This is a genomic window from Pseudonocardia sediminis (genome assembly GCF_004217185.1).
Taxonomy (GTDB): Bacteria; Actinomycetota; Actinomycetes; order Mycobacteriales; family Pseudonocardiaceae; genus Pseudonocardia; species Pseudonocardia sediminis.
Map to the genome: position 1 here is coordinate 2,847,397 of NZ_SHKL01000001.1, position 26,572 is coordinate 2,873,968.

Sequence of the window (26,572 nt, forward strand, 5' to 3'; positions counted from 1 at the left end):
CCACCCCGATGACACGATCCCCCGAGGAGCCAGAGATGCCGGACACCGATATCAGCACGTTGGAAGCGGTGGCGCTGGAAGCCACCCGCAGCGCCGCGGTGGCCGGCTACGCCTGGGTCGGCCGCAACGACCAGGACGCCGCCGACGGGGCGGCAACGTCGGCGATGCGTGCGGCGCTGGCCGACGCGCCGGGTCGGGGGACCGTCGTCATCGGGGAGGGGGAGAAGGACAACGCCCCGATGCTGTTCAACGGCGAGGTGGTCGGCAACGGCAACGGGCCCGACTTCGACATCGCCGTCGACCCGCTCGAGGGCACCTCGTTCTGCGCGTGGGACCTGCCCGGCTCGCTGGCGACGATCGCGTTCGCGCAGGCCGGCACCATGTGGTCGCCCGAGCCCGGGTTCTACATGGACAAGATCGTCGTCCCCCCGGGTGCGAAGGGCGCCGTCGACCTCGACGATCCTCCCGAGCAGACGCTGGCGAACGTCGCGAGGGCACTCGGCAAGGAGGTCCGTGACCTGCGCGTGGTCATCATGGACAAGCCGCGGCACAAGGACCTGATCTCCCGCGTGCTGCAGGCGGGCGCGTCGGTCCAGACTCCGGCGGGCGGCGACGTCGGCGGGAGCCTGGCGGTGCTGCTGCCGACCCACGACATCGACCTCCTCCTGGGGATCGGCGGCACGCCGGAGGGTGTGATGACGGCGGCGGCGGTCCGGGCACTGGGCGGCGGCATGGTGGGCCGCCTGGCCCCGCAGCGCGACGAGGAGGCGGACGCCATCCGCGCGGCGGGCATGTCCCTCGACCGCGTCTACGACTGCGAGGAGCTCGTGGCCGGGGAGGCCTTCTTCGTCGCCAGCGGGGTCAACGGCGGACCCCTGCTCGGGCGGCCGCGCATCGGCGGCGGGACGACCGTCGTCGAGTCGTTGCTGGTCTCCAAGGGGCAGATCCGCCACATCACCCACACCACCTTCGGATGACCGCGCCGGGATGACCAAGGAGATTCTGTGCTGCACCTGAACGACCTCCGCGTCCGCGACCTCGGCGAGTGTCGTCACGACTCGCCGCTGGCCGAGATGCTCGCGGTCAAGCAGACCTCGCCGCACTACGTCGCGGAGGGCGACCGGGTCCTGCTCGAGGACACCGTCTCGATGCTGGCCGAGCACGATCTCCCGCCCGTCGAGGTCCCGAGCTTCGAAGCCGCCGGCCCGCGCCGCAAGATATTCTTCGACCCCACCGAGGTGACCGCGGGTGTGGTCACCTGCGGTGGACTGTGCCCGGGCCTCAACAACGTCATCCGCGGCCTGGTCCAGGAGCTCGTCGTGCACTACCGGGCCAAGCGGATCCTGGGCTTCCAGCACGGCCTCCGGGGCCTGACGGCCGACCATCGTGACGACACCGTCGAGCTGACGGTGAACGGCGTCCGTGACATCCACACCTCCGGCGGCACCATCCTGGGCAGCTCGCGCGGCGGGCAGGACGCCGACGAGATGGTCGACACCCTCGTGTACCGCGGTATCGACATGCTGTTCGTCATCGGCGGCGACGGCGGGATGCGCGCCGCGACGGCGATCAGCGATGCGGTCCGGGCGCGCGGTCTCGACATCGCCGTCATCGGGGTCCCGAAGACGATCGACAACGACCTGCCCTTCACCGACCAGTCGTTCGGGTTCCAGAGCGCGTTCGCGCGGGCCACCGAGTTCATCTCCGCGGTCGCGGTCGAGGCCGCGGCCAGCCCGAACGGCGTCGGGATCGTGAAGCTGATGGGCCGCCATTCGGGGTTCATCGCCAGCTACGCCGCGCTGGCCGCCAGTGCCGCGGACATGGTCCTGATCCCCGAGGTCCCGTTCGCGCTCGAGGGCGACGACGGTGTGCTGGCCTACGTCGAGCAGCACGTCCGGACCAAGGGGTACATCGTGATCGTCCTCGCGGAGGGGGCGGGTCAGGACCTCCTGGACGGCGCGGGCCTGCCGCCGCGCGACGGCCGCGCCACCGACGCGTCGGGCAACGTCCGGCTCGGCAACATCGAGGAGCGGCTGAAGGAGGCCATCACCGACCACCTGACCTCGGTCGGCCTCGCGCCCACGATCCGCTACATCGACCCGAGCTACGCGATCCGCAGCATCGCCGCAAACGCCTACGACAGTGTCTACTGCCTGCGGCTGGCCCACGCCGCGGTGCACGCGGCCATGGCCGGCCGAACGGCCTCGGCCGTGGCCCGCTGGCGGCGCCGCTTCGTGCACGTCCCGCTGTCGCTGATGACGAGCCGGCGCAACCAGATCGACCCCAACGGCGACATGTGGCTGTCGGTGCTCGAGACCACCTGTCAGCCGGCCGACTTCGGCCCGGTGTCGGACCGGGAGAAGGCCGTCAGCGCGGGCTTCTGCTGACGGTTGCACACGGGCGGGGCGAGGGCGGGAATCCGCCCTCGCCCCGTCGTCGTCATGCCCGGGAGCGAGCGACGTCCTGCGTGTCGCGCAGGACGCGCAGGGCGTTGTCGCGGGCGAGCTTGCGCAGGTCGGCGTGGCTCCAGCCCCCGCGTTCGAGCGCGTCGAACAGGTGGGGGTAGTACTCGACGCTCGGGATGTCGGACGGGGGAGTCATGCCGTCGAAGTCGCTGCCGATCCCGACGTGGTCCACCCCCATGACCTCGCGGAGGTGGTCGAGGTGCCGCACGATGTCCGTGATCCCGACCGCGGGGCACGGATGTTCCCGCTCCCACTCGGCGACGGCGTCCTCGACCGGCGATCCTGTGTCCGCCGCGCCGGCCCGGAACGCCGTCCTGGCCTTCTCCCAGTTCCACAGATCCTCGCTGAGGAACTCGGGCAGGAACACGGCCATGACGATGCCGTTGCTCGATCGGACGCGGTGGAGCACGGCGTCCGGGACGTTCCGGGCGTGCCCGCACACGGCATGGGCCCCGGAATGGGAGAAGAACCCCGGCGCGCGCGTCACGTCGAGGACCGCGTGCATGGTCGCCTGTGAGGTGTGGGACAGGTCGGCGAGCATCCCGAGGTCGTTGAGCTCGGCCACGACCCGGCGTCCGAAGTCGCTCAGGCCGCCGGTGCCGACGACGTCGGCGCAGCTGTCGGCCCAGCCGGTGTTCCGGGTGTGCGTCAGCGTCAGGTAGCGGGCTCCGAGCCGATGGAACAGACGCAGGACGTCGAGCGAGCCGAGGATCTGGTGCCCGCCCTCCACCCCGATCAGCGACGCGATCCGGCCCTCGCCGTTGATCTTCTCGATGTCGTCGGCGGTGAGGGCCAGGGCGGTCCGGTCCGGGTAGAGCGCCTGGATGCGGTGGATCCCCTCGAACTGTTCCAGCGTCCCGGTGGCCAGTGCCTCACCGGTCGCCGAGCACGGCATCCACACCGACCAGAACTGGGCTCCCACCCCGCCCGCCTCGAGCCGGGGCAGGTCCGTCTGGAGCGCCTCGGGCTGCGCGACGGCGATGTCGAGCCTCCCGAAGTCCAGACCGGCCTGGTCGCGGATCTTCGAGATCATGTCGTTGTGGCCGTCGATCAGCGGCGCTTCGGCGAGAAGCGATCGGATGCCGTCGCTGGCGGGCAAGGTCGTCTCATTCCTCCGGGATGCACCCGGATCGGCGGTCCCGGAACGGGAAGACCGGCCGGAGCGGCCCGCGAACCGCGGGCCGCTCCGGCCGGTGACGAAAAAATCGGAGGCCCGCCTCCCGGCGGACCTCCGATTCTCAGGGGTTATGGGGCCACAGTCTCGACTGTTCGGGGTGGTCGTCGTCGAGCAGCCGATGAGCCAGCGCGATCGCCTCGTTCGGATCGATCTGGTCGAAGGCGGGGTCCCCGTTGGAGAGGCCTTCGAACAGGTTCGCCAGTTCGTCCGCCGCGACGGGCGGCAGCTGGTCGTTCCGGCCGCAGACCACGTAGCGCAACCGGATCACGCCGGCGGCCTGCAGCATCAGGGCCGCATAGGTGTCCTTCGCGGCCATCGTCGTCCGCCGGGATCCTCGGTCGTCCACGCCGGCTCTCCTCTCAGCTGGTGGCGCGCTTCTTGAGCTCGGCGGCGGCGGCACCGGGGTCCGAGGCGCCGTAGATGGCCCCACCCGCGACCGCGACCACCGCGCCGGCATCACGCACCGACCCGATCGTGTCCGCCTTCACGCCACCGGCGATGGAGAACGGCACACCCGCGGCGCGACCGTCCTCGAGCAGCTGCTTGATCGTGTAACCCGGACGCGCCTGCTCGTCGAGACCCGCGTGGATCTCCACGAAGTCCACACCCAGCTTCGCGACCTCCTGGATCCGCGCGACCCGCCCGTCGACGACACTGATCATGTCCGCCACGACCTGCTTGCCGTACTTCTTCCCCGCCGCCACCGCACCACTGATGGTGTCGTTGTCGGCAGCACCCATCACCGTCACCAGGTCCGCGCCGGCCTCGAACGCCAGCGTCGCCTCCAGCTCACCGGCATCAGCGGTCTTCAGATCCGCGAACACCTGCTTGTCCGGGTGCGCCGCCTTGATCGCCGTCACCGCCGCGATACCCGCCGACTTCACCAACGGCGTACCCAGCTCGAGGATGTCCACGTGCTCGGCCACCTGACCCGCCAGCGTCAACGCCGACGGCAGATCCAACACGTCCAGAGCAACCTGCAACTTCACAACAATCTCCTCACCACGAGCACTGCCAAGAGTCCCCACCACCATCACCGACCCCCACAGAAACCGGCAACACCCGAGCACATCCGCAAAAACAATCCCCGGATACACACCACGAATAGCCACGAGCAATCCCCGGGTCCGGCGCCGGGCCGCTCATGACGGGCCGGTCACCGTTCGTCCGTGGTGTGCCCCCGATCGTTCGTGATCGCTTGCCAGGGCGTGACGGCAGTGAAGACAGTGGCCGAAAAGTGGATGACCGGGGTAGATCCTGCGGAGGGGCGCCATCAATGGAAAACGGCACGAGTTCATGACGGACGGCGACGATCTGAGTGCCACCCCCCGGCTGGCGACCAAGGCGATGCTCAAGCACGACCGCGTCCGGGACGTGGAGATGCTGCTGCTGCCCGAGCGGGTCGTGCTCCTCAACATGTCCAGCGCCGCGATCCTGGGCCTGTGTGACGGCAACCGGACGGTGCGGCAGCTGGTCGACCGGCTCGAGGAGGAGTTCGACGCGACCGACCTGACGGACGACGTCATGTCCTTCCTCCGGGACGCCCGCGGGCGTGGTTGGGTCGTGGTCTCGTGAACGTGACTCCGCAGCCCTACGGCCTGCTGGCCGAGGTCACCCACCGGTGCCCACTGCACTGCGTCTACTGCTCGAACCCGTTGGCGCTGCTCGAACGCCAGGACGAGCTCGGGGTCGAGGACTGGCTGCGCGTGCTCGGCCAGGCCGCGGATCTCGGTGTCCTGCAGGTCCACCTCTCGGGCGGGGAGCCACTCGTCCGCGGCGACCTGGAGACGCTGGTCGCCGAGTGCCGACGCCTGGGCATGTACACCAACCTGATCACCAGCGGGCTCGGGCTCACGGAGAGCAGGGCGGAGTCACTGGTCGCCGCAGGACTCAACAGCGCCCAGCTGAGCATCCAGGGCGACACCGCCGAGTCGACGAACCTGGTCGCGGCGAGCAAGCGGTTCGACAAGAAGGAGGCGGCCGCGCGCATCATCCGCGACGCCGGGCTGCCGTTGAACATGAACGTCGTCCTGCACCGGCTGAACCTGTCGCGGCTGGACGCGATCATCGACGTCTGCGCGCGGTGGGGCGCCGAACGCCTGGAGCTCGCCAACACCCAGTACTACGGCTGGGCGCTGCGCAACCGTGACCAGCTCATGCCCGGCAAGGCCCAGCTGGACGACGCGGTCGCGGTCTACCAGCGGCGGAAGGCCGAGCTGGCCGAGCAGATGGAGATGCTCTGGATCCTCCCGGACTACTACGAGCCCTATCCCAAGCCGTGCATGGGTGGCTGGGCGCAGACGGCGCTGACCGTCGCTCCGGACGGCGTCGTGTACCCGTGCCCGGTCGCCGCGGAGATCACCACGATGGAGTTCGCCTCGGTGCGGGAGCACGACCTCGGATGGATCTGGGCGAAGTCCCCCGCCTTCGAGGCGTACCGGGGCACGGAGTGGATGCCCGACCCGTGCCGCAGCTGCTCGCGCAAGGAGATCGACTTCGGTGGCTGCCGTTGCCAGGCCTTCGCGTTGACCGGCGACGCGGGACGCACCGACCCGGTCTGCCAGCACTCGCCGGACCACCACCTCGTGACCGACGCGCTGGTCCGGGCCAACCAGGACGATCGCGGGGCCGACGGGCAGCTCGTCCACCGCCGGCCGACGGTGACGACACCGGGACGGTGACCGGTGCGGCCGGCACCGCGGTGACGGTGGGCCGGACGAACGGCGGGCCGGCGGTGACGAACGGCGGCTACGGCGTCACGAGAGGGAATGTGAACGCCGTCACCGCTGATCATTCGGAAACCGCCCCGTAGATGGCCCGACACACGCCGTTCATGCGCGAACGGCGTGCGTTCGTATCCGGCGGCTTGACCGTTGCAACACGCGTTGCGCAGGCTCGGTGGGTACCGCGATCCGAAAGGGTCAGCGCGAGAGGGTGAAATCAATGGTGCTTCCGTCCAAAATGCCTCAGCTCGCCGACCTCGATCTGCTGCTGTCGGTCGAAAGTTACGGCAGTGTGGGAAAGGCCGCGCAGGCGCACAGCCTTTCCCAGCCGGCTGCCAGCACTCGGATCAGCGCGATGGAACGGCGGCTCGGCCTCCGGTTGTTGGAGCGCTCGCCCACCGGTTCGAAGCTCACCGAGGACGGCGAGATGTTGGCCAAGTACGCCCGCAACGTGATGCAGGCGGCGCGTGAGCTGCTGGAGTTCGGCTCCAGCGCGCGGTCCTCCGAGGTGCGACGGCTCCGGGTCGCCGGCAGCCCGGGGATCTCCGAGCATCTCATCCCCGAGTGGCTCAACCGTTCGGGTTTCTCGTTCGGCGAAGCACGGGTCGAGGTGCAGACCGGCGGCGTCGACGAGCTGCGCCAGTCGATCCTGGCGGGCCACGTGGACCTCGCGTTCATCGACGGTTGGTGCCAGTCGGGAAATCAAGGGGGGCAACAGCATCGCGATGGACTGGTGGCCCGGTACATCTGTGACGACGAGCTGGCCGTCGTGGTCGGCTCGGGTCACCCGTGGGCGATGCGGAGCACCCCTCTGACGGTGTCGGAGCTGGCGGCCGCGCCCCTGGCTCTGCGCGAGCGCGGCTCCGGGCTCCGCGAGTTCACCGACGAGTTGCTGGGGGCCGCGGACACCGGTCGGGGCTACCTCGAGCTGCCGTCCACCAGCGCGATCAAGCAGGCGGTGACGACCAGCCGGCGGGCGACGGTGCTGAACGTCTCCACCGTGCGGGCCGAGCTCGCGGAAGGGCGGCTGCATCTGGTGGCCGTCGACCAGGAGATGCCCGCCAGGTCCATCCATGCGACCTGGAGCGAGTCCCGGGGCCTTCCGAGATATGCGGCGGAGCTGGTGGAGATCGCCGCCTCGAAGGGTTCCTCGGTACCCGTCATCGGGCCGGGCCAGAAATCCAGACAGGCCGTTTCGCGCAAGCGCGTGGGATCACGGCCACGCACATCCATGGCGATCGACGCCCACGAGGCGATCGCATGACTGTCGAATCCGTAGCGACCACAGGAGAATCAACGACGATGTCAGCTCTGAACAAGATCGCACAGACTCTCGTGTCCAACCGGCGTGGCATTCTCGCCGCCGACGAGAGCATCGGGACGATGTCGGCCAGGCTGGAGGGCGTCGGCGTCGAGCCGAGCGCGGAGAGCCGCCGGGTGTACCGGGAGCTGATCGTCACCACCCCGAAGCTCGCCGAGTCGATCAGCGGGGTCATCCTCGCCGACGAGACCTTCTACCAGAAGCTGGACAACGGGCGTACGTTCCCGGAGTACCTGCAGGACATCGGGATCCTGGCCGGGATCAAGGTCGACACCGGGGCGAAGCCGCTGGCCGGATCCCCGGACGAGAAGATCACCGAGGGCCTGGACGGGCTGCGGGAGCGGGTCGCGGACTACGTGCGGCTCGGCGCGACGTTCGCCAAGTGGCGTGCGGTGATCACGATCGGCGACGACATGCCGTCGGAGCGTGCGGTGCACGCGAACGCGCACGCGCTCGCGCGCTACGCCGGCCTCTGCCAGGAGGGTGGCCTGGTGCCGATCGTGGAGCCCGAGGTGCTCATGGACGGCTCCCACTCGCTGGCGACCTGCCGGGAGGTGACGACCTCCGTGCTCAAGACGGTGTTCGCCGAGCTCGAGCTCATGAAGGTGGAGCTGGACGGCATCGTCCTCAAGCCCAACATGGTGGTCGCCGGGACCGGCAGCGGGGAGCAGCCCTCGGTGGAGGACGTCGCCACCGCCACGGTGGAGTCGCTGCGGGAGGCCGTGCCCTCCTCCGTCCCGGGGATCTCCTTCCTCTCCGGTGGACAGGACCCGGAGGTGGCCACGCACCACCTCGGGGCGATGCAGAAGCTCGACCCGCTGCCCTGGGAGCTCACGTACTCGTTCGGCCGGGCCCTGGTCGGGCCGGCGCTCGAGGCGTGGCGGGGTGACGAGAACAACCGGGCCGCCGGGCAGGAGGCGCTGTCCGTGCGAGCCGTCGCCAACGCCGCCGCGCGCTGAGCGATCGACCTGTCGAGGGCGGCCGGATCTGCCGGGAGCCCGGCCGCCCTCGACTTCCCCCGCTCGTGTCCCGGCCCGCTCGAGTGGATCGAGAGTGATGAGTACTCAGGAACGGTTCGCCACCGGGTTGTCCGGAGGGTCCGACGAGGATCTGGCGCTGGAGCTCGTGCGGGTGACCGAGGCCGCGGCGCTCGCGGCCGGCCGGTGGGTCGGGCGCGGTGAGCGCAACAGCGGCCGGGCCGCCGCCACCATCGCGTTGGACGAGCACCTCACGTCCGTGCCCGTGCGCGGCACCGTGGTGATCGGTGCGGGCGAGCTCGACGGCGGGACCGCCCTCTGCACGGGTGACGAGGTCGGGTTCGGCGACGGGCCGGTGTGCGACGTCGCGATCGGTGTGGGCCACGGCGCCCGGACCCCGGTCAACGACGTGCCGAACTCCCTGACCGCGGTCGTCGTGGCCGAGCCCGGGGTGCTGTACGCGCCGCCGCCGGCCGTCGTGGTGGAGAAACTGGCCGTCGGCTCCGACTGTGCCGACGTCGTGGACGTCACCCGGCCCGTCGCCGAGAACGTGCGCGCGGTCGCCGCGGCCAAGGGGATGCGGGCGTCGGACGTGGTGGTCGCCGTCCTCGACCGGCCGCGCCACCGGGTGCTCGTGGACGAGATCCGCGCCGCCGGTGCGCGGGTCCACGTGCTGCAGGGGGGTGACGTCGCGGGGGCGATCGCCGCGGCACGTCCGGAGAGCTCGGTCGACATGCTGCTGGGAACCGGGGGAGCGGAGGCGGGGACGATCGCCGCGGCCGCCCTGTCCTGCCTGGGCGGGTCCCTGCAGGTCCGGTTGCGGTGCGGACGCCTCGACGAGGTCCTCCACACCGGCGACCTGGTGCGCGACGGCCGCGTCCTGTTCTGCGCGACCGGGGTGACCACCAGCGAGCTGCTGCGCGGTGTCCGGAACCGCTCGGGTCGCCTCACCACGGAGTCCATGGTGCTGTGCTCGTCGCCGGACACGGTGCGGATGGTCAGGTCCGAACACCGGTTCTGATCCCTCGGGCGAGCCCGGGGGAGTGCCCCGACCCGGCGACCCGGGCTGCGTGGTCGTGCTCGCCGCGGCCTACTCCGATCCGGTGTCCCGGACCGCGTCCGTCGGGTCGTGTGGCGTTCCGTCGAACGTCTCCGCCCCGGCCGGTCGTGGACCGGTGAGCAGGTCGGTGAGGAGGGGCTCGGTGCCCAGATCCCGGTCGAGATCGGCGATCGAGTCGCGGATCCCGCGCAGGTCGGCGCCCATATACCAGCTCATGATCGCCTCCAGAGCAAGGTCGAGGAGCGAGCGCGGCGACCCGTCACCCACCCTCGGGACGATCTTGCGGAGGTTGACCAGGCCGGACGCGACTCCGGTCGGTGAGTCGGTGGCCGTCGCAACTGCTGCAGCCCGTACCGCGGCCTGCGCGGCCCGCGACCGGAGTTCCCCGCCCTGCATGGCGACCGACGCCGCGGCGACGGTGCCCAGCCACAGGATCGGGGGTTGCGCCTGCGAGAGTGGTTCGTCGCCGATCGTCTCCGCGACCCGGACAGCGGAGTCGCGCTCGTTGTGGTCGAACGCGAGCACCACTGCCGCGCGGTAGGCCTCCAGCGCCTCGGCCGGCCGATCCAGCAGGAGCAGGCACTGCGCGAGATCGGTCTGAAAAGCGAACTCCTCGCGGTGGTCGCCGAGCTCACGTGCCCGTCGGATCCCGTCGAGCGTCGTCCGGTGCGCATCGTCGATCCGGCCCATCGCACGCAGCGCGACCCCGATCCGACCGGCGGCGTGGAGACCACCCGACGGGTCGCCGCCTTCGTCGGCGATCCGTTCGGCGCTGCGGGCGGCGTCGAGCGAGCCGGGCAGGTCGCCCAGCAGGTGGAGTGCGAGCGAGACGTCGATCATGAAGGTGGACCGCTCGTGGTCGAGCCCCAGGCGAGTGGCGCGGTCGAAGCCGGTGCGGGCGACCAGCAGCGCTCGGCGGAGGTCACCGCCCCGACGCAGCAACTGGCCCAGGGTGCCCTCGGCGACCAGTGCGCCCGCCTCGTCGCCCCGACGCAGCGCCAGTTCGTTCGATCGCTCGGTGAGCCGTGTCGCCTCCCCGTACTCACCGTGACGAATCATCAGCTGGGCGGCCTCAAGCAGGGCGGCGGGCAGGTCGGCGTCGTCCGGAAGCCGGTCGAGGTACGCATGTAGCCGCGCGATCGCGTCCGATATCCGCCACTGCCCTGCGTCGGCCGCATCCGAGCTCACGTGGGCCTCCCTCCAACGTTCCCGGAGCGGACTCGGTGTGGCCGGGGTGCGGCGTTACCGGTGGTGGCCCGCGACGCTCCGACGCGGTATCGGTCCGGCCGAGACACCGACCGCTGGAGCGCGAGAAGGGTCTGGCGCCCGTCCCGGAGCGGCGTGTCTACTCGTCGAGGATGGACACCTCGACGGGGAGGAGCCGGTCATGGGACGGCTGGACGGCAAGGTCGCACTGATCACGGGGGCCGCGCGCGGCCAGGGGCGGGCGCACGCGCTCACCCTCGCCCGGGAGGGCGCGGACATCATCGGCGTGGACGTCCTGCAGGACATCGACACCGTGCCCTACGGCCTCGCCACCCGCGACGAGCTCGAGCAGACGGCCCGCGACGTCGAGGACCTGGACCGGCGCGCACTCTTCGTGCAGGCCGACGTCCGTGACCAGGGCTCGCTCGACGACGCCGTGTCCCGCGGCCTGTCCGAGTTCGGGCGGATCGACATCCTCAGCGCCAACGCCGGCATCTACTCCCAGGCGAACTTCTGGGAGCTGACCGAGCAGATGTGGCAGGACATGATCGACGTCAACCTCTCCGGGGTGTGGCGCACCTGCAAGGCGGTGGCCCCGCACATGATCGAACGGCGCAGCGGCGCGATCGTGCTGACCGCGTCGGTGAACGGGTTCAGTCCCGGCTACCAGCTCTCGCACTACGTGGCGGCCAAGCACGGCGTGCTCGGGCTGATGCGCAACTACGCCGTCGAGCTGGCGCCCTACGACATCCGGGTCAACGCCGTCTGCCCCGGCGTGATCGACACGAGGATGGTCAACAACCCGCCGCTCTACGAGCGGATGGCGGGCAGGGCGGACAGCACCCGCGAGGAGGCGCTCGAGGCCGTCCGGCACTTCCATCTGCTGCACGGCCGGTCGATGATGCCGCCGGAGACGGTCAGCAACGCCATCCTCTGGCTGGTCAGCGACGAGGCCGTCAACATCACCGGCGTCGCGTTGCCGGTCGACGCCGGGCACAACGTGCTGGACGGCTACAACCCGATCCCGACGCGGTAGCGCCTGCGCCGGGTACTCGTCGCGCTTGCGCGGCCACCCGGAGAAGTCCTCGCCGCGGCCGAGCGGCGCGCGGTCCAGTTGCTGCCGGATCGCGTTCAACGCCCCGGTCCCGCGGTCGTAGGCGGAGTACGTGTGGTGGACGACGCCGCGCCGACCAGGTTGTCCGTCTCGACCGGCACCGGCACCGGAACTCGTCGGCGGAGGCCCGACGTGGTGTAGGTCCCCCGGCCGGGGGTATCGCTGACCGGTGAGCGACCACTCTGCACGGGATGCGGGACGATCGTTGTTGGTCACCCGCGCGGGCGTGGCCCGCGGACTGCTCGTCGAGGTCCAGCGCAGTCGTCGACGGGACGTGCGGTCGTCGCCGGGGGAGATCGAGAAGGCGCTGGCGGCGCTCACGAGGTTCGCCGCCAGCAGCGGCGAGCTGCAGTCGGAGGACCGGGCGGCCCACCGCATCGCCCAGGCGTGGCTCGAGACCGTGCGGTCGTCGCTCTGGCTCGACATCACCGAGTCCGCCGACGCCGAGACGCTGGCCTACCGGTACCTGTGCGCCCTGCCCGTGAGCGGGTGCAGCCGGGGAGCGGTGCGGCGGGTCGGTCGTCGCCATCGGGCCGCTCTGCGCCGCTGGTACCGCTGCAACGGCACGGCGATCTCGATCGCGGCCGCCCGCGTCCGTGCCGGGGAGGACACCGCGTCCGACCCGTGGCGCGACCGACCGTCGGCGTGATGACGGTGACCCCGGGCGTCACGCGTCGGTGACGGACCGGCCCCGGTTCCTACTCCGTGGGCGGGGCTGGTCGTCCGTCGACGGGCCGGCCGGAGAGGACCGGTTCGTCGATCGTGGCGGGGCTGATCTCGTCGGGGGCGTCGCCGTGGGTGGCGCGTCGGGTCTCCTGCTCGGCGGCGGTGAGGCGGGCCCGGTTCAGCGCGCGCGTCTCCTCCACCGGGTCCGGGCGCATCAGCGATCCCGGCACCGGTGCGCCGCTCGCTCCGAGCTGGTTCATCCGATTCGGGACCGGGGCGCCCTGGTACTCGAGCTCGACCGGGTGGCCGTGGGCGTCGGTACCGGCGAGGGGCTGGTGGACCTCGATGAACTCGCCGTTGGGCAGCCGCTTGATGATGCCGGTCTCGATGCCGTGGCGCAGGACGGAGCGGTCGGACTTCTGCAGGCTCAGGCACGCCCGGTAGGTGAGGAAGTAGACCACCGGCGGGACGACGAGAAGCCCGATCCGTCCGGCCCAGGTGGTGGCGTTGAGCGAGAGCTTGCCGAAGTAGGCGATCCAGTCGTTGAAGCTCGACGCGACCAGCACCATGTAGAACGCGATGCCCATCATCCCGAGCGAGGTGCGCACCGGGACGTCACGGGGCCGTTGCAGGAGGTTGTGCAAGGCGTCGTCCCCGGTGAACCACCGTTCCAGGTACGGGTAGGCGCCGGCGATGACGAACAGGACCGGCAGGAACGCCGCCGTGGGCAGGAAGACCGAGGGGATCGTGTACTCGCCGAAGAGGTAGAACTCCCACGGCGGGAAGATCCGGGCCATGCCGTCGGACCACATCATGTAGAAGTCGGGCTGCGAGCCCGCCGAGACACGGGCCGCGTCGTAGGGGCCCATGGTCCAGATCGGGTTGATCTGCAGCACCCCGCCCATGATCGCGATGACGCCTGCGGTGACGAGGAAGAACGCGCCGCCCTTGGCCGCGAACTGCGGCAGGATCCGGACCCCGACGACGTTGGTCTCGGTGCGTCCGGTGCCCGGGAACTGGGTGTGCTTCTGGTACCAGACCAGGCCGACGTGCGCGGCGATCAGTGCGAACAGCAGCCCGGGGAAGATCAGCACGTGCACGATGTAGAGCCGGGGGATGATCTCGGTGCCGGGGAACTCGGCGCCGAACAGGGCCCAGTGCGCCCAGGTGCCGACGACCGGGACCGACAGCGTGATGCCCGACGCGATCCGCAGGCCGGTGCCGGAGAGCAGGTCGTCGGGCATCGAGTAGCCGATGAACCCTTCGAACGTGCCGATCAGGACGAGGACGACGCCGAGCACCCAGTTCGACTCGCGTGGCTTGCGGAACGCGCCGGTGAAGTAGGTGCGGAACATGTGCGCGAACATCGAGGCCAGGAACATCAGGGTGGCCCAGTGGTGCACCTGTCGGACGAACAGCCCGCCGCGGACCTGCAGCGAGATGTCGAGGGTGCTCGCGTAGGCCCGTGACATGGAGATCCCACGCAGGTTGTCGTAGGGCCCGTCGTAGACGACCTCGGCCATCGACGGGTCGTAGAACAACGCCAGGTAGGTGCCGGTGAGCAACAGCACGACGAAGCTGTACATGTTGATCTCGCCGAGCATGAACGACCAGTGCGTCGGGAAGACCTTGTTGAACTGCTTCCGCATGCCCCCGGCGGGGTGGTAGCGCTGGTCGAGCTCGTCGAGCGTGTGCGCGGCGCGGTCGGCGCCGGCGGCCCGGGTCGACGTCGTCTTCGAACTCATGCGGTTCGTCCCCTCGACCCCGGCGCAGGGCACCGGATCGTCGGTCGAGCGGTCGGACCCGCCTAACCCTGAGGTGCGGCTACCCGGCTGCGGGTCGCCGACACCTGGACGGCGGTCGCGGACTTCGGAGGGCGGTCGTGCCCGTCCGACCGTCACCTGCGCTACCGGGTGCTCACCACGGCACCGTCTTCCCGAACCGGTCGAGGTACTCCAGGCCCGGCCGGTCCCGCTTGGCGAGCATGACGTCGACGAGGAGGGGGACGGTCTCCTCGAGCGTGTACGGCGCGTCGGACCCGCCGAGGTCGGTGCGGATCCAGCCGGGGGCCAGGAGCAGGAACGCCCGCTCGGTGTCGGACTGCCGCACGGCGACGCAGCGCATGAACATGTTGAGCGCCGCCTTGCTGCCGCGGTAGACCTCGCGCCCGGCCGAGGTGTTGTTGCCGATGCTGCCCTGGCCGGAGCTCATCGCCCCGATCAGTCCGGTCGGGGACACGACGTCGGACAGGGTCTCCACCACGCGGATCGGGCTCAGTGCGTTCGTGAGCATGACGGTGGTGAAGTCCTCGGCCGGGACGCTCCCGATCGGCGTCCCCTGGTTGTTCGTGGTGCCGGCGTTGACGAAGAGCATCTCCAGCGACCGGCCGCGCAGGCGGGCGTGCAGCGCGTCGAGCTCGGCCGGGTCGTTGATGTCGAGGGTCTCGATGCCGACCCTGCCGGGATGGGCGTCGGCCAGGTCGTGCAGAGGGGTGCGGACGTCCGGGTCCCGCACCGTGCCGACGACGTCCCATCCCCGGGTCAGGAGCTCGGCGGCGATCGCGTGGCCGAGGCCCCGCGACGCCCCGACGATCAGGACGGTGGGGGCCGGGTCATGGCTGTGGTTCGTGGTCACGAGTACTCCTTGCGGTCACGTCGGTATCTCGCTCATTACGTGTTGAGCGAAATCACTGTAACTCGCTCAACGCCTGTGGAGTCAAGAGGAAAGGGGTCGTTCACCACGTGTCCCACCGCAGGACCTCGTCGACCCCGACCCGGGGCGCGGGACGGAAGTCGGTGCCGATCGTGTGCGCGACCGGGACCAGTCCCGCCTGCGCCCTGAGCGCACTGATGCCCTCGCCCGCTACCGGCACGTGCATCCGGCCACCAGATGTCGACGCTGTTCGACGGCGCGATCGTGCCCGAGACGACGACTCGGAGGGAGCGTCCTCGCTGCCTCTGCCCGGGCTCTCCGCGCTCGGCGCGCAGCGCTACGTGCGGGAGTTCGGCATGACGCCCGAGCAGCTCGCCGCGATCGCGCGGTGGAGAACAGGCGCACCGGCCGAGATCGTCTGGCGTTGCGCGGCCGTGGCGGGGCCCGGCAGGTGGCGCGGCACCGCGTCGGGATGGTGGAGACGATGGGCGGCGGTGCGCCGGCATGGACGGCAACGCTTGTGTGGTGACGATCCTGTCCATGCCCTGACCCTCTTCTCCGGTCGCCCCGTCGCCGGTTCCCGGAGTGGCAGTTGACTGTGCCGCTGCGGCATGGTGTCGACTCGTTCCGGTACGTGGCGAACGATGTGCCACATCGGACGGATCGACTGCGGAGGGGAAGCCATGACGGGGGCGAACGAGGAGACGGCGGACGGCGGAGCGACGCCGCCGGAGACCACGAAGCAGGAGAAGCCCTCGCGGTTCCGATGGCGGAGCAAGGACTACTCGCCGGAGGAGATGGCGGAGGCGAAGAAGGCGTGGCGTGACGCCATGCCGTGGGACCACCCGATGTCGCGGGGCGACAAGGTCCTGGTCTTCTCCACGCTCGGCGTCATCGTGCTGATGCTGGCGTCGATGCCGTTCCGGCCGTTCCTGCTGGCGTCGCACCCGATCGCGCTGAGCGCCGTGACCGGCAGCCTGTCCGCGATCGGCGCGGGGGCCGCGTTCGCGCGGATCGGGCAGGGCGAGCTGTGGCTGGTGGTCGCCGCGGGCGTGTTCGGGATGATCAAGTTCGACTGGCTGTTCTGGCTGGCCGGACGGCGGTGGGGCGCGAAGGTCGTCGAGATGTTCGCGCCGGGTGACGTCGCGAAACGGGTGGTGTCACGGATCCGGTCGTGGCCGGCCTGGGCCATGCCGCTGGTGGTCATCGCGGCCGCGCTGCCCGGGATCCCGGCCCCGGCGGTGTTCGCCGTGGCCGGACTCGGGGGCATGGGCCTGGTCCGGTTCCTGATCTTCGACGCGATCGGTGCCGCGCTGATCACGGGTCTGGTCGCGGGCCTGGGTTACGGGGTGGGCCAGTACGCGGTCGACGTCGTGCTGATGATCGACGAGTACGCGTTGTGGATCACCCTGACGCTGGTCGTCCTCGTCTCGTTCCGGGCCGGCTACCGCGGCTACAAGGAGGACAAGGAGAAGAAGGCCCGCGCCGCGGGCGAGGCGGCCTGATCCCCGGGAGCCCGGGGAGCGGCGGCAGACCGCCGGCCCCGTCACGGACGGGTGGAGTCGGGCGCGATCCCGTGCGCGGGTTCCCGTACCGGCGCAAGGGTGTCCGCATGAGACGTGCATCGTTCGTGACGGGGCTGGTCGCAGCCGGTCTGCTGCTCACCGGCTGTGGCGGGGACCCGGGGCCGACGGCGGCGGGACAGATGGCCCAGCCGTCCTCGGCGTCGGCCCCGGCACCGGCCGCACCGGCACAGGAGGGTTCCGCGGAGCCGGCCGTGACGGGCCGCTGCACCGACGCCGACCTGACGGCGACCCTCGCCCAGCCCACCGGCAGCGGTCAGCAGAACACGATCCTGGCCTGGCGGAACGTCTCGGACCGTCCCTGCACGCTGGCCGGATTCGGCGGGGTCGACCTGCGCGGCCCGGACGACCCGATGTTCGGGTCGTCGTACTCGCTGCCACGCTCGTCCGCGCAGCCGACGACGGTCACCCTCGAGCCGGGCGGCACCGGGATCACCACGATCACCACGCTCTCCGGCGGCGACTGGACCCCCACCGAGGTGGTCGTCACCGCGCCCGACGAGACGGTCTCGAAGACCGTGCCGTGGCGCGGGGGCCCGGTGCAGCGACAGGACGGCGCGACGCGGCCGGGCAGCTACATCGGACCGGTGGAGCAGGGCTCGGTCTGAGAACCGGCGTCCGGCCGGCCTTGCTCCGCGGGGCAGACTCGTGGAGATCAAGGTGAAGCCGACCCGGAGGTCCCCATGCCGAACATCACCGTCGAGATCCTGCGCGGACGCACGGTCGAACAGCGACGCGCCTTCGTCGAGGCGGTGACCGAGGCGGCGGTCGTGCATCTCGGGGCCACGCCGGAGCGGACGCGGATCCGGTTCCTCGAGGTCGGGGAGAACGAGGTCGCGGTCGGCGGGGTGTTCGTCCAGCCGCCGGACGCTTCCTAGCTCCCCGCCCGCGCCGTCTCGGCGTCCTTCGGTCGCGAGGGCGCCTTGACGAGCTTGAGGCCGACCACGCTCGCGACGATGCCGGCCAGGAACAGCACGCGCAGCACCGTGACGGTCTCCTCGCCGGTGGCCATCGCCCACGTCACGGTGAGCGCCGCGCCGGTGCCGGTCCAGACCGCGTAGGCGGTGCTGATCGGGATGTGCCGGGCGGCGTAGCCGAGCCCGAGCATGCTCAGGACGAGCCCGACCAGGAAGATCAGCGAGGGCACCAGCTGCGTGAGCCCGTCGCTCTGACCCAGCGCGGTGGCCCACACCGCCTCGAGCACGGCACTGACGAACAACGCGATCCACGACACCTCAGCTCACCGCCTTGAGTCCGACGACGCACCCGATGAGGACGACCAGCAGCGCCGCGCGGGCGGGGACGAGCCGCTCCTGCCGCCGGGCGACCGCGAGGACCACGGTCAACACGGCGCCGATGCCGACCCACACCGCATAGGCGGTGCCGGTGGGCAGCTCGGTCATCGCGTACGCCAGCCCGACCATGCTGACCACGATCGCGACGACGAACACGACCGTCGGCCGTCTCCTCGTGAACCCCTGCGAGGCGCCGAGCGCGGTGGCCCACACCGCCTCCAGCACCCCCGACGCGATCAGTACCGCCCAGGCCATGTCCCGCTCCCCGCATTGTTCGTACGACTGTACGAGTACGTTCGTACCACAGTTCGTACGACTGTGCGAGAATGGCGTGGTGCCGAGAACGATGGACGCCGCGGAGCGCGACCGCGTGGTGGTCGAGGCGGCGTGGACGGTTCTGACACGTGACGGGCTGGCCGCGCTGTCGGTGCGCAACGTCGCGGCAGAGGCGGGACTCCCGCCCAGCTCGCTGCGCTATACCTTCCCCAGCCAGGCCAGCCTGCGGGAACGCGCCGTCGAGGCCGTCCTCGACCGCCTCCGGGCGCGCGTCGCCGCGATCCCCGACGCCGTCGACGGGCGGGGGTGGGCCCGCGGGGCCGTGCTCGAACTCCTCCCGCTCGACGACGAACGACGGACCGAGATGGAGCTCACGCTGGCCTTCGGCGCCGCGGCGATGACCGACCCGGTCCTCGTCCCGGCCAACGAGGCCATGCACGCCGCGGTGCGCGAGATCTGCGCCCGCGCCTGCGCCGCGATCGGCCGGGGCTCGGAGGTCGACGTCGACCAGCTGCACGCGCTGGTCGACGGGCTCGCACTGCACGTCGTCCGCCGGGCCCGGGGTGACCGGACCGCGTGGGCGGTGGAGGCCGTCGACGCCTATCTGGCCATGGCGTCGACGCCCGCCCCCGGTTGATCGCCGGTGTGGGCCCGCACCGCACGTGGCGTCCGCGACGACAGGGCCCCGTGTCCTGTCGTTCGTGGAGAGGTGCCTCCCGGTCGCCGAGTACGACGCGACCGGTCACGCTCGTCGCAAGCACCTTGACGCCGACCGGCGTCCACCACCAGATCCGTGCCGCCCCCGCGCGGCCGAGCCGAGATCGGACTTCGACGATGAGCAGCACGATGACCGGCACCGCCCGGACCCCCACCGGCGACGGCACGCCGGAGCTCACCCACTGGATCGGCGGGGCCGCCCGTCCGGGCACGAGCGGCCGCTTCGGCGACGTTACCGACCCCGCCACCGGGGCGGTGAGCGCCCGGGTGCCGTTCGCCTCCGACGACGAGGTGCAGGCGGCCGTCGCCGCTGCGACCGCCGCGTTCCCCGGCTGGCGCGACACGTCGCTGGCCAAGCGGACCCAGATCCTGTTCCGCTTCCGCGAGCTGCTCAACGCTAAGGCTCCGGAGCTGGCGGCGCTGATCACCGCCGAGCACGGCAAGGTCCTCTCCGACGCGGCCGGCGAGGTCGCCCGCGGCCAGGAGGTCGTGGAGTTCGCCTGCGGGATGCCGCACCTGCTCAAGGGCAGCGCCTCCGAGAACGCCTCCACCGGCGTCGACGTGCACTCGGTGCGCCAGCCGCTGGGCCCGGTCGCGATCATCAGCCCGTTCAACTTCCCGGCCATGGTGCCGATGTGGTTCTTCCCCGTCGCGATCGCCGCCGGGAACACGGTCGTGCTCAAGCCCTCGGAGAAGGTGCCGTCCTCTGCGCTCTGGATCGCCGAGCTGTGGAAGGAGGCGGGGCTGCCCGAGGGCGTGTTCACCGTCCTCAACGGGGACAAGGCCGCCGTCGACGGCCTGCTCACCCACCCCGGCATCAAGGCCGTCAGCTTCGTCGGGTCCACCCCGATCGCCCGCTACATCTACGAGACCGGCACCGCGCACGGCAAGCGCGTGCAGGCCTTGGGCGGGGCGAAGAACCACATGGTCGTGCTGCCCGACGCCGACCTCGACCTGGCCGCCGACCAGGCCGTCAACGCCGGGTTCGGCTCGGCGGGCGAGCGCTGCATGGCGGTCTCCGTGCTCGTCGCCGTCGGCTCCTGCGCCGACACACTGGTCGACAAGATCGCCGAGCGGGCCCGGGGCCTGCGTACCGGAGACGGCCGCCGCGGCTGCGACATGGGCCCGCTCGTCACCAGGGCCGCGCAGGAACGGGTCTCCGGCTATGTCGACGCCGGTGAGGCCGAGGGCGCGAGGGTCGTGGTGGACGGCCGGACCGGTGAGTTCGACGCGGAGGGGGAGGGCTTCTTCGTCGGCCCGACCCTGCTCGACCACGTCGGCACCGGGATGAGCGTCTACACCGATGAGATCTTCGGACCCGTCCTGTCGGTGGTCCGGGTCGAGACCTACGAGCAGGCCGTCGAGGTGATCAACGCCAACCCCTACGGCAACGGCACCGCGATCTTCACCAACGACGGCGGCGCCGCGCGGCGGTTCCAGAACGAGGTCGAGGTCGGGATGATCGGCGTCAACGTGCCGGTCCCGGTCCCGACGGCCTACTACAGCTTCGGCGGCTGGAAGAACTCGCTCTTCGGTGACACCCACGCCCACGGTGTCGAGGGCGTGCACTTCTTCACCCGCGGCAAGGTCGTCACCACCCGCTGGCTCGATCCGTCGCACGGGGGGCTCGACCTCGGGTTCCCGCAGAACACCTGATCCGAATGGCCGAGCACGACCACCCACCGGGGGGAGGCACGCCGTGACGACCGGGAACGCAGGCTCGCCCGATCTGCCTCGGGACATCAGGGGCCCGCACTCGCGGCGCCTGGGCCTGATCACCGTCGTCGCGACCTTCGGCGGGCTCCTGTTCGGGTACGACACCGGGGTCATCAACGGCGCGCTGGAGCCGCTGAGGGCCGACCTCGGGCTGACGTCGTCCACCGAGGGCCTGGTCGTCAGCATGCTGATCTTCGGTGCGGCACTCGGTGCGGTCGTCGGCGGGGTGTTGTCGGATCGCTACGGGCGCCGGCACAACATCCTGCTGCTGGCCGTGGTGTTCTCGATCGGCACCGTCGGCTGCGTCCTGTCGCCCGGGTGGGAGGCGCTGGCGGCCTTCCGGTTCGTCCTGGGGCTCGCGGTCGGTGGCGCGTCGGCGACGGTGCCGGTCTACCTGGCCGAGACCGCGCCGGTGGAACGACGCGGCGGCATCGTCACCCGTAACGAGGTGATGATCGTGTCCGGCCAGTTCGCCGCGTTCGTCGTCAACGCGGTCATCTTCACCGTCTGGGGCGACGAGTCCGGCGTCTGGCGGTTCATGCTGCTGGTGGCGCTGCTGCCCGCGATCGCGCTGTTCGCCGGGATGCTGCGGATGCCGGAGAGTCCGCGCTGGCTGATGGCGCAGGGCCGCGAGGCCGAGGCGCTGGCCGTGCTGGAGCAGGTCCGCTCACCCGAACGGGCCCGCGCCGAGGTCGACGAGGTCCGCCGCCTCGCCGAGGAGGAACAGCTCTCGACGGCCGCGGGTGCCACCGAGCTGAGCGTGCGCTGGATCCGGCGGCTGATCTGGATCGGAGCCGGTCTGGGTGTGTTCCAGCAGTTCACCGGTATCAACTCGATCATGTACTACGGTACCCAGCTGCTCGGCGACGTCGGGTTCTCCGCCGGCGCGGCGATCATCGCCAACACACTCAACGGGCTGTTCTCGGTCCTGGGCATCACGGCCGGCATCCTGCTGATCAACAAGATCGACCGGCGGACCATGCTGCTCGGCGGGTTCGCCCTGACCACGACGTTCCACCTGCTCGTCGGGCTGTCGGCGCTCCTGCTGCCGGACGGCACCGCGAAGGCCTACGTCATCCTGGTCCTCGTCGTGCTGTTCGTGTTCTGCATGCAGGGCACGATCGGCCCGCTGGTCTGGCTGATCCTCTCCGAGATCTTCCCGCTGAGGATCCGAAGCCTGGCCATCGGCATCAGCGTTCTCGCGCTGTGGCTGGCCAATGCCCTGGTGGCGCTGGTGTTCCCACCGGTCGTCGAGGCGATCGGCATCGCGAGCACGTTCTTCGTCTTCGTGGCACTCGGGCTGGCCGCACTGCTGTTCGTCCACCGCGCCGTCCCGGAGACGCGTGGACGCTCGCTCGAGCAGCTCGAGGAGCAGTTCCGCAGGCAGTACACGTGACGCCCGGACGGCCGCGCATCAGCCGACCACCGGCCCCCACGCCGAGATGCCGCTGACGCGCCTCCGACACGGTGCTCCGACCCGTCCCGGCGGCCGTGACGTGCGAAGACGTCGAGACCGCACGGCGGACGAAGATCGGGGACGATGGGCCCCGAACACCGGGACCCCACGTCGTCCGGGTCCCGGGTCGTCACCGCGGACGGAGAGGTACTCACGATGGGCACACTGCAGGGCAAGGTCGCGCTGATCACCGGCGGCGAGAGCGGCATCGGGCTGGCCAGTGCCAAGCTCTTCGTCGCCGAGGGCGCCCGGGTGCACCTCGTCGGGATCGACGAGGCGAAGCTGAAGGCGGCCACCGAGGAGATCGGGGCGGAGCACGCGCTCGCGTCGGTCGCCGACGTCACCGACGAGAACGCCGTCGCCGAGGCCGTCCGAGCCGGCGTCGAGCGCTTCGGGCACTACGACGTCCTGTTCAGCAACGCCGGCATCAGCGGCGCCGTCAGCAAGATCGTCGACTACCCGTCGGAGGTGTTCGCCAAGACCCTCGCGGTGCACGTGCTCGGTGCGTTCCACGTCCTCAAGCACGGCACCCCGCACGTCGACGACGGCGGCAGCGTCATCATCACCTCCAGCGTCGTCGGGCTGGTCGGGTTCGGCGACCTGTCGGCCTACGTCGCGGCGAAGCACGGCCAGGTCGGACTCATGCGCTCGGCGGCCAAGGAGCTCGCCCCAAGGCGGATCCGGGTCAACACCCTGCACCCCGGGCCGACGTCCACCCCGTTCCAGGACGACATCGAGATGACCGCGACCGGCAAGTCCCAGGCCGACGCCGCCCTGGACTTCGACGCCATGATCCCGCTGGGGCGCCACACCACCGTCGACGAGATCGCGCAGTCCGCCCTCTACCTGGCCTCGGACGCCAGCGCGATGGTCACGTCGTCGACGTTCGCGATCGACGGCGGCATGAGCGGCTGACCGGACCCGCCCCGGCCGCACCCCGCCGGGTGCGGCCGGGGCACCGGGTCAGTCCTTCGCGTTGGCGGCGGAGATGCCGCGGGCCAGCTCGGTGAGCAGCCGCGGGGAGTCCAGCCGGGGCAGCACCGCCTCGACGAGGAACGCCGTCCCCGGATCGCCTGCCGTATCGAGGGCGCCGCGCAGCTCGCCCACCGTTCGCACGGTCGTGCACACGACGGCGTCCGCGCCCAGCGCCGCCGGGACCTTGGTCCAGTTCCACCCGACGATGTCCTGGTACTCGGCGTCCGGGCTCTGGATCGCCCGCTCCACGGTGTAGCCGTCGTTGTTGAGCAGGAAGACGACCGGCGTCAGGCCGCGGGCGAACACGGTGCCCAGCTCCTGCACGGTCAGCTGCGCGGAGCCGTCGCCGATGAACAGGACGGGCCGCCGGTCCGGGCGGGCGAGCCCGGCGCCGAGCATCGCGGGCAGCGTGTAGCCGATCGAGGACCAGACGGGCTGGCCCAGCAGGTCGGACTCCCGCGGCAGCCGCAGGTCCAGCGCCCCGTAGAACGCCGTCCCGGCCTCGGCGATGACGGTCGTCGACGGCGCGATTTACCGCTGGATCTCCGCCCAGAACCGTTCCTGGTCCAGCGCGTCACCGGCCGAGGCCTCCGGACCGGGCCGCGGCGCCGGGATCGGCGGTGTCTCGACGGCCTCGAACGCGCTCCCGGCCACCAGCTCGTGCAGGACCTGCAGGGAGTCCTCCAGCCGGACGCCCGGGTAGACCGCCCGCCCGATCCGGGCCTGGTCGATCGCCAGGTTCACCGCCGAGGCCGGGTCGTAGCCGTGGGTGAAGAACCCGGTGGTGAAGTCGCTGTGGACGGTGCCGAGCATGACCAGCAGCGGCGCGGTGTCGACGATCTCGCGGGCGGCGTCGGACTGCGTGGTGGCGCCGAGGTAGGTGCCCAGGCTGGCGGGATGGTCCTCGTCCAGGATCGCCTTCGCGCTCGACTGCGACGCCACCTGCACGCCGGGCAGCTCGGCGAGCGCGGCGACCAGGTGCTCGAGTCCGCGCCGGTGCACCCGGGGACCGGCCAGCACGACGACGCGAGACCGGCCCGCGAGCCGCGACCGCAGCGCGTCCCGGAACTCCTCGACGGCCCCGGGCTCGCTCTCCGGGGTGAGCAGCGGCGTCGCGAGGGGCTCGGCGGAGACGGTCGCGGTGGCGACGTCGAGGGGGACCCCGATGTAGACGGGCTTGCTCGCCTCCAGCGCCCCGCGCAGCACCCGGTCGATCTCCTGGGCGGCGTTGCCCGGCCCGACGACGGTCTGCATCACGGTGATCTCCCGCGACATCCGCTCGAAGCGGCGGAAGTCGCCGTCGAGGAAGGTGTGGTGCAGCGGCGCCCCGCTCTCCATCGACGACCGGGACGGCATGCCCACGATGTGCACGACCGGGACGTCCTCGGCGTAGCTGCCGGCGACCCCGTTGAGGGCGGAGAGCTCCCCGACGCCGTAGGTCGTCAGGATCGCGGCCGGCCGGCGCCCGACGCGGGCGAAGCCGTCGGCGGCGTAGGCGGCGTTGAGCTCGTTGGTCGAGCCGACCCACGTCCACCCGTCGACGGTGAGCATCTCGTCGAGGAGCGAGAGGTTGTAGTCGCCGGGCAGGCCGAACACGTGGGTGGCCTGCAGCTGGACCAGCCGGGTCGCGAGGTAGGCGCCGACGGTCGTGCGCGGGGGGAGGGGAGAGGCGGTGTCAGTCATGGTCTCGTCTCGTCGGCGATCGACATCCGACGACCGGACCGTGCCGGGTCGAGGGTGCCGGTGGATCAACGGGGTTCTGGTTCCAGCGTGCCCGTGGAGACGCGTCCGGGCGAGTCGTGGCGTGTCCCCGCCGGGCCGTCGGCACCTCACTCCTCCGTGGAGCCGTCTGCACGGTCGGGTACGGATTCCTCCGAAACGCTGCGCCGGACCGGCCTTTCGGGTCAGGGTGTCCCCGTGGGAAGCCGAAGCGCATCACGCCACGTCATCACCCGGGGTGTGACGACGGGGCTCGTCGCCCTGGCCGTCGCCACCGGAGGTGTGTCCACGACGGACGGCGGAACGGCGGCCGTCCGGACGGCCGCCGCCGTGTCGGCGACGAGCGCGCCGGCGGCGGAGTCGATCACGATCGACGGGAAGGAGTACCCGGACCCGCTGCGCCTGGACAACGGCGACGCCGTGACCGGCACGTCGTCGTGGGAGGGCACCCGCCGCGCGGAGCTGCTGGCCGGCTTCCGGAAGAACGTCTACGGACAGACCCTGCCCAAGCCCACCAGACAGACGTTCAGTGTGACGCCCACGAGCACCTCCGGGGTCACCCGCAAGATCGTCAAGATCACGGTCACCGGGCCGCAGGGGACGGGCAGCTTCACGTTGCGGCTGTTCGTCCCGAAGACCGGCACCACGCCGCGCGGGACGTTCCTGATGATCGACCACCGCGGCGCCGTCACCGACTCGCCGACGCAGTCGTCGGAGTACGCGCCGGTCTCGAAGATCACCGCCGCCGGCTACGCGTTCGCCTCCATCGACGCCGGCTCCATCGCACCGGACGACAGTGGCAGCTACCGCAGCAAGATGATCAACCTGTTCCACCCGTCCTCGCAGAGCCTGCCTTCCGACGCCGGCCGGACCATCAGCGCCTGGGCGTGGGGCGCCAGCCGCGCCATGGACTACCTGCAGAGCGACCCCGACATCGACCCGTCGAAGGTGGCGGTCATCGGTCACTCCCGGGGCGGCAAGGCGTCGCTGTGGGCCGGTGCCCAGGACCAGCGGTTCGCCGCGGTCATCACGAACGACTCCGGGTCGACCGGCACCAAGCTCGCCCGGCGCGGGGACGGCGGTGTCGGCGCCGAGACGGTCTCGCGCATCAACAGCTCCTTCCCGCACTGGTTCCCGCAGACCTACAAGGCCTACAACGGTCGTGAGAGCTCGCTGCCGGTCGACCAGCACGAGCTGCTGGCCCTGGTCGCACCACGACGCGTGGTCGTGGGCAGTGCGACGGAGGACTCGAACGCCGACCCGAAGGGCGAGTTCCTGTCCTACGTCGCCGCGTCGAAGGTCTACGACCTCTACGGGCTGGGGGACACCGGCCTGCCGTCGACGAGCTGGAAGCCGGCGACCGACAAGGACTTCCGCGGTCCGGCCATGAGCTACCACCTGCGCTCCGGCGGGCACGGCCTGCTGGCCGCGGACTGGAACATCTACCTCAAGGGCGACCTGTTCTCGCGGTAGT

28 protein-coding genes and 1 pseudogene are annotated in these 26,572 nt (G+C 71.0%); 17 read left to right on the forward strand and 12 right to left on the reverse strand.

All coding sequences use genetic code 11. The annotated features are described in order from the left end of the window. Positions 1-35 precede the first annotated feature (35 nt). Both glpX and EV383_RS13325 read left to right on the forward strand, forming a co-directional pair. Complete coding sequence (glpX, locus tag EV383_RS13320) at positions 36-977, forward strand: class II fructose-bisphosphatase (protein ID WP_207223515.1); 942 nt, start codon at positions 36-38, stop codon at positions 975-977. A 27-nt stretch (positions 978-1,004) separates the two neighbouring features. Beyond that, positions 1,005-2,387, forward strand: coding sequence for an ATP-dependent 6-phosphofructokinase (locus tag EV383_RS13325; RefSeq protein WP_207223516.1), 1,383 nt, complete (start codon positions 1,005-1,007; stop codon positions 2,385-2,387). A 52-nt stretch (positions 2,388-2,439) separates the two neighbouring features. On the opposite strand, the gene EV383_RS13330 is transcribed toward EV383_RS13325, so the two are convergent. The 3 genes from EV383_RS13330 to hxlA all read right to left on the reverse strand — a co-directional run bounded on the left by EV383_RS13330 (position 2,440) and on the right by hxlA (position 4,754). Next, the gene (locus EV383_RS13330) at positions 2,440-3,564 is read right to left on the reverse strand and encodes a dipeptidase (RefSeq protein WP_242623071.1); all 1,125 of its coding nucleotides are present in this window, start codon (positions 3,562-3,564) and stop codon (positions 2,440-2,442) included. A gap of 139 nt (positions 3,565-3,703) precedes the next feature. Further along, complete coding sequence (locus EV383_RS13335) at positions 3,704-3,958, reverse strand: hypothetical protein (protein WP_130290211.1); 255 nt, start codon at positions 3,956-3,958, stop codon at positions 3,704-3,706. 43 nt (positions 3,959-4,001) lie between these two features. Further along, entirely contained in the window at positions 4,002-4,754 is a 753-nt protein-coding gene (gene hxlA / locus EV383_RS13340; protein WP_242623070.1) for a 3-hexulose-6-phosphate synthase, read from the reverse strand. A gap of 184 nt (positions 4,755-4,938) precedes the next feature. Here hxlA and pqqD point away from each other — a divergent pair, with 184 nt between their 5' ends. From pqqD to EV383_RS13365, 5 genes are all read left to right on the forward strand, one after another. Next, the gene (gene pqqD, locus EV383_RS13345) at positions 4,939-5,217 is read left to right on the forward strand and encodes a pyrroloquinoline quinone biosynthesis peptide chaperone PqqD (RefSeq protein ID WP_130290212.1); all 279 of its coding nucleotides are present in this window, start codon (positions 4,939-4,941) and stop codon (positions 5,215-5,217) included. After that, positions 5,214-6,323, forward strand: a complete 1,110-nt coding sequence (pqqE, locus tag EV383_RS13350) for a pyrroloquinoline quinone biosynthesis protein PqqE (RefSeq protein WP_130290213.1) — start codon at positions 5,214-5,216, stop codon at positions 6,321-6,323. Before pqqD ends, pqqE begins: the two co-directional genes overlap by 4 nt. Before the next feature lie 262 nt (positions 6,324-6,585). Then, entirely contained in the window at positions 6,586-7,629 is a 1,044-nt protein-coding gene (locus EV383_RS13355) for a LysR substrate-binding domain-containing protein (RefSeq protein ID WP_130290214.1), read from the forward strand. Between the two features lie 38 nt (positions 7,630-7,667). Next, positions 7,668-8,645 (forward strand): class I fructose-bisphosphate aldolase, encoded by a 978-nt coding sequence (locus tag EV383_RS13360; protein ID WP_130290215.1) that lies wholly within the window; start codon positions 7,668-7,670, stop codon positions 8,643-8,645. 97 nt (positions 8,646-8,742) lie between these two features. Next, the gene (locus EV383_RS13365; protein ID WP_130290216.1) at positions 8,743-9,684 is read left to right on the forward strand and encodes a fructose-bisphosphatase class II; all 942 of its coding nucleotides are present in this window, start codon (positions 8,743-8,745) and stop codon (positions 9,682-9,684) included. A gap of 69 nt (positions 9,685-9,753) precedes the next feature. On the opposite strand, the gene EV383_RS13370 is transcribed toward EV383_RS13365, so the two are convergent. Further along, positions 9,754-10,911 (reverse strand): tetratricopeptide repeat protein, encoded by a 1,158-nt coding sequence (locus EV383_RS13370; protein ID WP_130290217.1) that lies wholly within the window; start codon positions 10,909-10,911, stop codon positions 9,754-9,756. Between the two features lie 199 nt (positions 10,912-11,110). Here EV383_RS13370 and EV383_RS13375 point away from each other — a divergent pair, with 199 nt between their 5' ends. Beyond that, positions 11,111-11,965 (forward strand): mycofactocin-coupled SDR family oxidoreductase, encoded by an 855-nt coding sequence (locus EV383_RS13375; protein WP_130290218.1) that lies wholly within the window; start codon positions 11,111-11,113, stop codon positions 11,963-11,965. Between the two features lie 24 nt (positions 11,966-11,989). Here the strand turns inward: EV383_RS13375 and EV383_RS33080 are convergent. Beyond that, positions 11,990-12,364, reverse strand: a pseudogene (locus EV383_RS33080) (DUF899 family protein); the annotation flags it as partial. On the opposite strand from EV383_RS33080, the gene EV383_RS32165 reads away from it, so the two are divergent. After that, positions 12,270-12,692 (forward strand): hypothetical protein, encoded by a 423-nt coding sequence (locus EV383_RS32165; RefSeq protein WP_130290219.1) that lies wholly within the window; start codon positions 12,270-12,272, stop codon positions 12,690-12,692. The pseudogene EV383_RS33080 and the gene EV383_RS32165 sit on opposite strands and share 95 nt — an antisense overlap. Positions 12,693-12,741: 49 nt before the next feature. On the opposite strand, the gene qcrB is transcribed toward EV383_RS32165, so the two are convergent. The 3 genes from qcrB to EV383_RS13400 form a co-directional block, all read right to left on the reverse strand. After that, positions 12,742-14,454 (reverse strand): cytochrome bc1 complex cytochrome b subunit, encoded by a 1,713-nt coding sequence (qcrB, locus tag EV383_RS13390; RefSeq protein ID WP_130290220.1) that lies wholly within the window; start codon positions 14,452-14,454, stop codon positions 12,742-12,744. A 172-nt stretch (positions 14,455-14,626) separates the two neighbouring features. Continuing rightward, positions 14,627-15,343, reverse strand: coding sequence for an SDR family NAD(P)-dependent oxidoreductase (locus EV383_RS13395; protein WP_130290221.1), 717 nt, complete (start codon positions 15,341-15,343; stop codon positions 14,627-14,629). A gap of 100 nt (positions 15,344-15,443) precedes the next feature. Continuing rightward, positions 15,444-15,587 carry a hypothetical protein gene (locus EV383_RS13400; RefSeq protein ID WP_207223517.1) on the reverse strand — a complete coding sequence of 48 codons (144 nt, stop codon included), beginning with the start codon at positions 15,585-15,587 and terminating at the stop codon, positions 15,444-15,446. 457 nt (positions 15,588-16,044) lie between these two features. On the opposite strand from EV383_RS13400, the gene EV383_RS13410 reads away from it, so the two are divergent. The 3 genes from EV383_RS13410 to EV383_RS13420 all read left to right on the forward strand — a co-directional run bounded on the left by EV383_RS13410 (position 16,045) and on the right by EV383_RS13420 (position 17,822). Continuing rightward, entirely contained in the window at positions 16,045-16,866 is an 822-nt protein-coding gene (locus EV383_RS13410) for a DedA family protein (protein WP_130290222.1), read from the forward strand. A gap of 107 nt (positions 16,867-16,973) precedes the next feature. Next, complete coding sequence (locus EV383_RS13415; RefSeq protein ID WP_242623072.1) at positions 16,974-17,552, forward strand: DUF4232 domain-containing protein; 579 nt, start codon at positions 16,974-16,976, stop codon at positions 17,550-17,552. Positions 17,553-17,627: 75 nt separating this feature from the next. After that, positions 17,628-17,822, forward strand: coding sequence for a tautomerase family protein (locus EV383_RS13420; RefSeq protein ID WP_130290223.1), 195 nt, complete (start codon positions 17,628-17,630; stop codon positions 17,820-17,822). Here the strand turns inward: EV383_RS13420 and EV383_RS13425 are convergent. Further along, positions 17,819-18,178, reverse strand: a complete 360-nt coding sequence (locus EV383_RS13425; RefSeq protein WP_130290224.1) for a DMT family transporter — start codon at positions 18,176-18,178, stop codon at positions 17,819-17,821. The genes EV383_RS13420 and EV383_RS13425 overlap by 4 nt on opposite strands. Position 18,179: 1 nt before the next feature. Beyond that, complete coding sequence (locus EV383_RS13430) at positions 18,180-18,494, reverse strand: DMT family transporter (protein ID WP_130290225.1); 315 nt, start codon at positions 18,492-18,494, stop codon at positions 18,180-18,182. Between the two features lie 79 nt (positions 18,495-18,573). Between EV383_RS13430 and EV383_RS13435 the strand changes: the two genes are divergently transcribed. The 4 genes from EV383_RS13435 (at position 18,574) to EV383_RS13450 (ending at position 23,319) form a co-directional block, all read left to right on the forward strand. Next, entirely contained in the window at positions 18,574-19,152 is a 579-nt protein-coding gene (locus EV383_RS13435) for a TetR/AcrR family transcriptional regulator (RefSeq protein ID WP_130290226.1), read from the forward strand. Between the two features lie 197 nt (positions 19,153-19,349). Continuing rightward, positions 19,350-20,888 carry a CoA-acylating methylmalonate-semialdehyde dehydrogenase gene (locus EV383_RS13440; protein WP_130290227.1) on the forward strand — a complete coding sequence of 513 codons (1,539 nt, stop codon included), beginning with the start codon at positions 19,350-19,352 and terminating at the stop codon, positions 20,886-20,888. Between the two features lie 43 nt (positions 20,889-20,931). Continuing rightward, positions 20,932-22,344: a sugar porter family MFS transporter gene (locus EV383_RS13445; RefSeq protein WP_130290228.1), complete on the forward strand. Its 1,413-nt coding sequence runs from the start codon at positions 20,932-20,934 to the stop codon at positions 22,342-22,344. Positions 22,345-22,560: 216 nt separating this feature from the next. After that, positions 22,561-23,319, forward strand: a complete 759-nt coding sequence (locus EV383_RS13450) for an SDR family NAD(P)-dependent oxidoreductase (protein WP_130290229.1) — start codon at positions 22,561-22,563, stop codon at positions 23,317-23,319. A 48-nt stretch (positions 23,320-23,367) separates the two neighbouring features. Here EV383_RS13450 and EV383_RS13455 read toward each other — a convergent pair whose 3' ends face one another. Together EV383_RS13455 and EV383_RS13460 are read right to left on the reverse strand one after the other, a co-directional pair. Continuing rightward, complete coding sequence (locus tag EV383_RS13455) at positions 23,368-23,910, reverse strand: thiamine pyrophosphate-dependent enzyme (protein ID WP_130290230.1); 543 nt, start codon at positions 23,908-23,910, stop codon at positions 23,368-23,370. Then, complete coding sequence (locus tag EV383_RS13460) at positions 23,911-25,062, reverse strand: thiamine pyrophosphate-binding protein (RefSeq protein ID WP_130290231.1); 1,152 nt, start codon at positions 25,060-25,062, stop codon at positions 23,911-23,913. A 276-nt stretch (positions 25,063-25,338) separates the two neighbouring features. On the opposite strand from EV383_RS13460, the gene EV383_RS13465 reads away from it, so the two are divergent. After that, positions 25,339-26,571 carry a glucuronyl esterase domain-containing protein gene (locus tag EV383_RS13465; protein ID WP_242623073.1) on the forward strand — a complete coding sequence of 411 codons (1,233 nt, stop codon included), beginning with the start codon at positions 25,339-25,341 and terminating at the stop codon, positions 26,569-26,571. Position 26,572 lies beyond the last annotated feature (1 nt).

Excerpts from the sequence above, each read along its gene's own strand:
- EV383_RS13355 (WP_130290214.1), top strand. The coding sequence starts at position 6,586 with ATGGTGCTTCCGTCCAAAATGCCTCAGCTCGCCGACCTCGATCTGCTG.
- EV383_RS13430 (WP_130290225.1), bottom strand. The coding sequence starts at position 18,494 with ATGGCCTGGGCGGTACTGATCGCGTCGGGGGTGCTGGAGGCGGTGTGG.
- EV383_RS13450 (WP_130290229.1), top strand. The coding sequence starts at position 22,561 with ATGGGCACACTGCAGGGCAAGGTCGCGCTGATCACCGGCGGCGAGAGC.
- EV383_RS13420 (WP_130290223.1), top strand. The coding sequence starts at position 17,628 with ATGCCGAACATCACCGTCGAGATCCTGCGCGGACGCACGGTCGAACAG.
- EV383_RS13415 (WP_242623072.1), top strand. The coding sequence starts at position 16,974 with ATGAGACGTGCATCGTTCGTGACGGGGCTGGTCGCAGCCGGTCTGCTG.
- pqqD (WP_130290212.1), top strand. The coding sequence starts at position 4,939 with ATGACGGACGGCGACGATCTGAGTGCCACCCCCCGGCTGGCGACCAAG.
- EV383_RS13440 (WP_130290227.1), top strand. The coding sequence starts at position 19,350 with ATGAGCAGCACGATGACCGGCACCGCCCGGACCCCCACCGGCGACGGC.
- glpX (WP_207223515.1), top strand. The coding sequence starts at position 36 with ATGCCGGACACCGATATCAGCACGTTGGAAGCGGTGGCGCTGGAAGCC.
- EV383_RS13400 (WP_207223517.1), bottom strand. The coding sequence starts at position 15,587 with ATGCACGTGCCGGTAGCGGGCGAGGGCATCAGTGCGCTCAGGGCGCAG.
- EV383_RS13360 (WP_130290215.1), top strand. The coding sequence starts at position 7,668 with ATGTCAGCTCTGAACAAGATCGCACAGACTCTCGTGTCCAACCGGCGT.
- EV383_RS13335 (WP_130290211.1), bottom strand. The coding sequence starts at position 3,958 with ATGGCCGCGAAGGACACCTATGCGGCCCTGATGCTGCAGGCCGCCGGC.
- EV383_RS13410 (WP_130290222.1), top strand. The coding sequence starts at position 16,045 with ATGACGGGGGCGAACGAGGAGACGGCGGACGGCGGAGCGACGCCGCCG.
- EV383_RS13365 (WP_130290216.1), top strand. The coding sequence starts at position 8,743 with ATGAGTACTCAGGAACGGTTCGCCACCGGGTTGTCCGGAGGGTCCGAC.
- EV383_RS13375 (WP_130290218.1), top strand. The coding sequence starts at position 11,111 with ATGGGACGGCTGGACGGCAAGGTCGCACTGATCACGGGGGCCGCGCGC.
- qcrB (WP_130290220.1), bottom strand. The coding sequence starts at position 14,454 with ATGAGTTCGAAGACGACGTCGACCCGGGCCGCCGGCGCCGACCGCGCC.
- EV383_RS13460 (WP_130290231.1), bottom strand. The coding sequence starts at position 25,062 with ATGACTGACACCGCCTCTCCCCTCCCCCCGCGCACGACCGTCGGCGCC.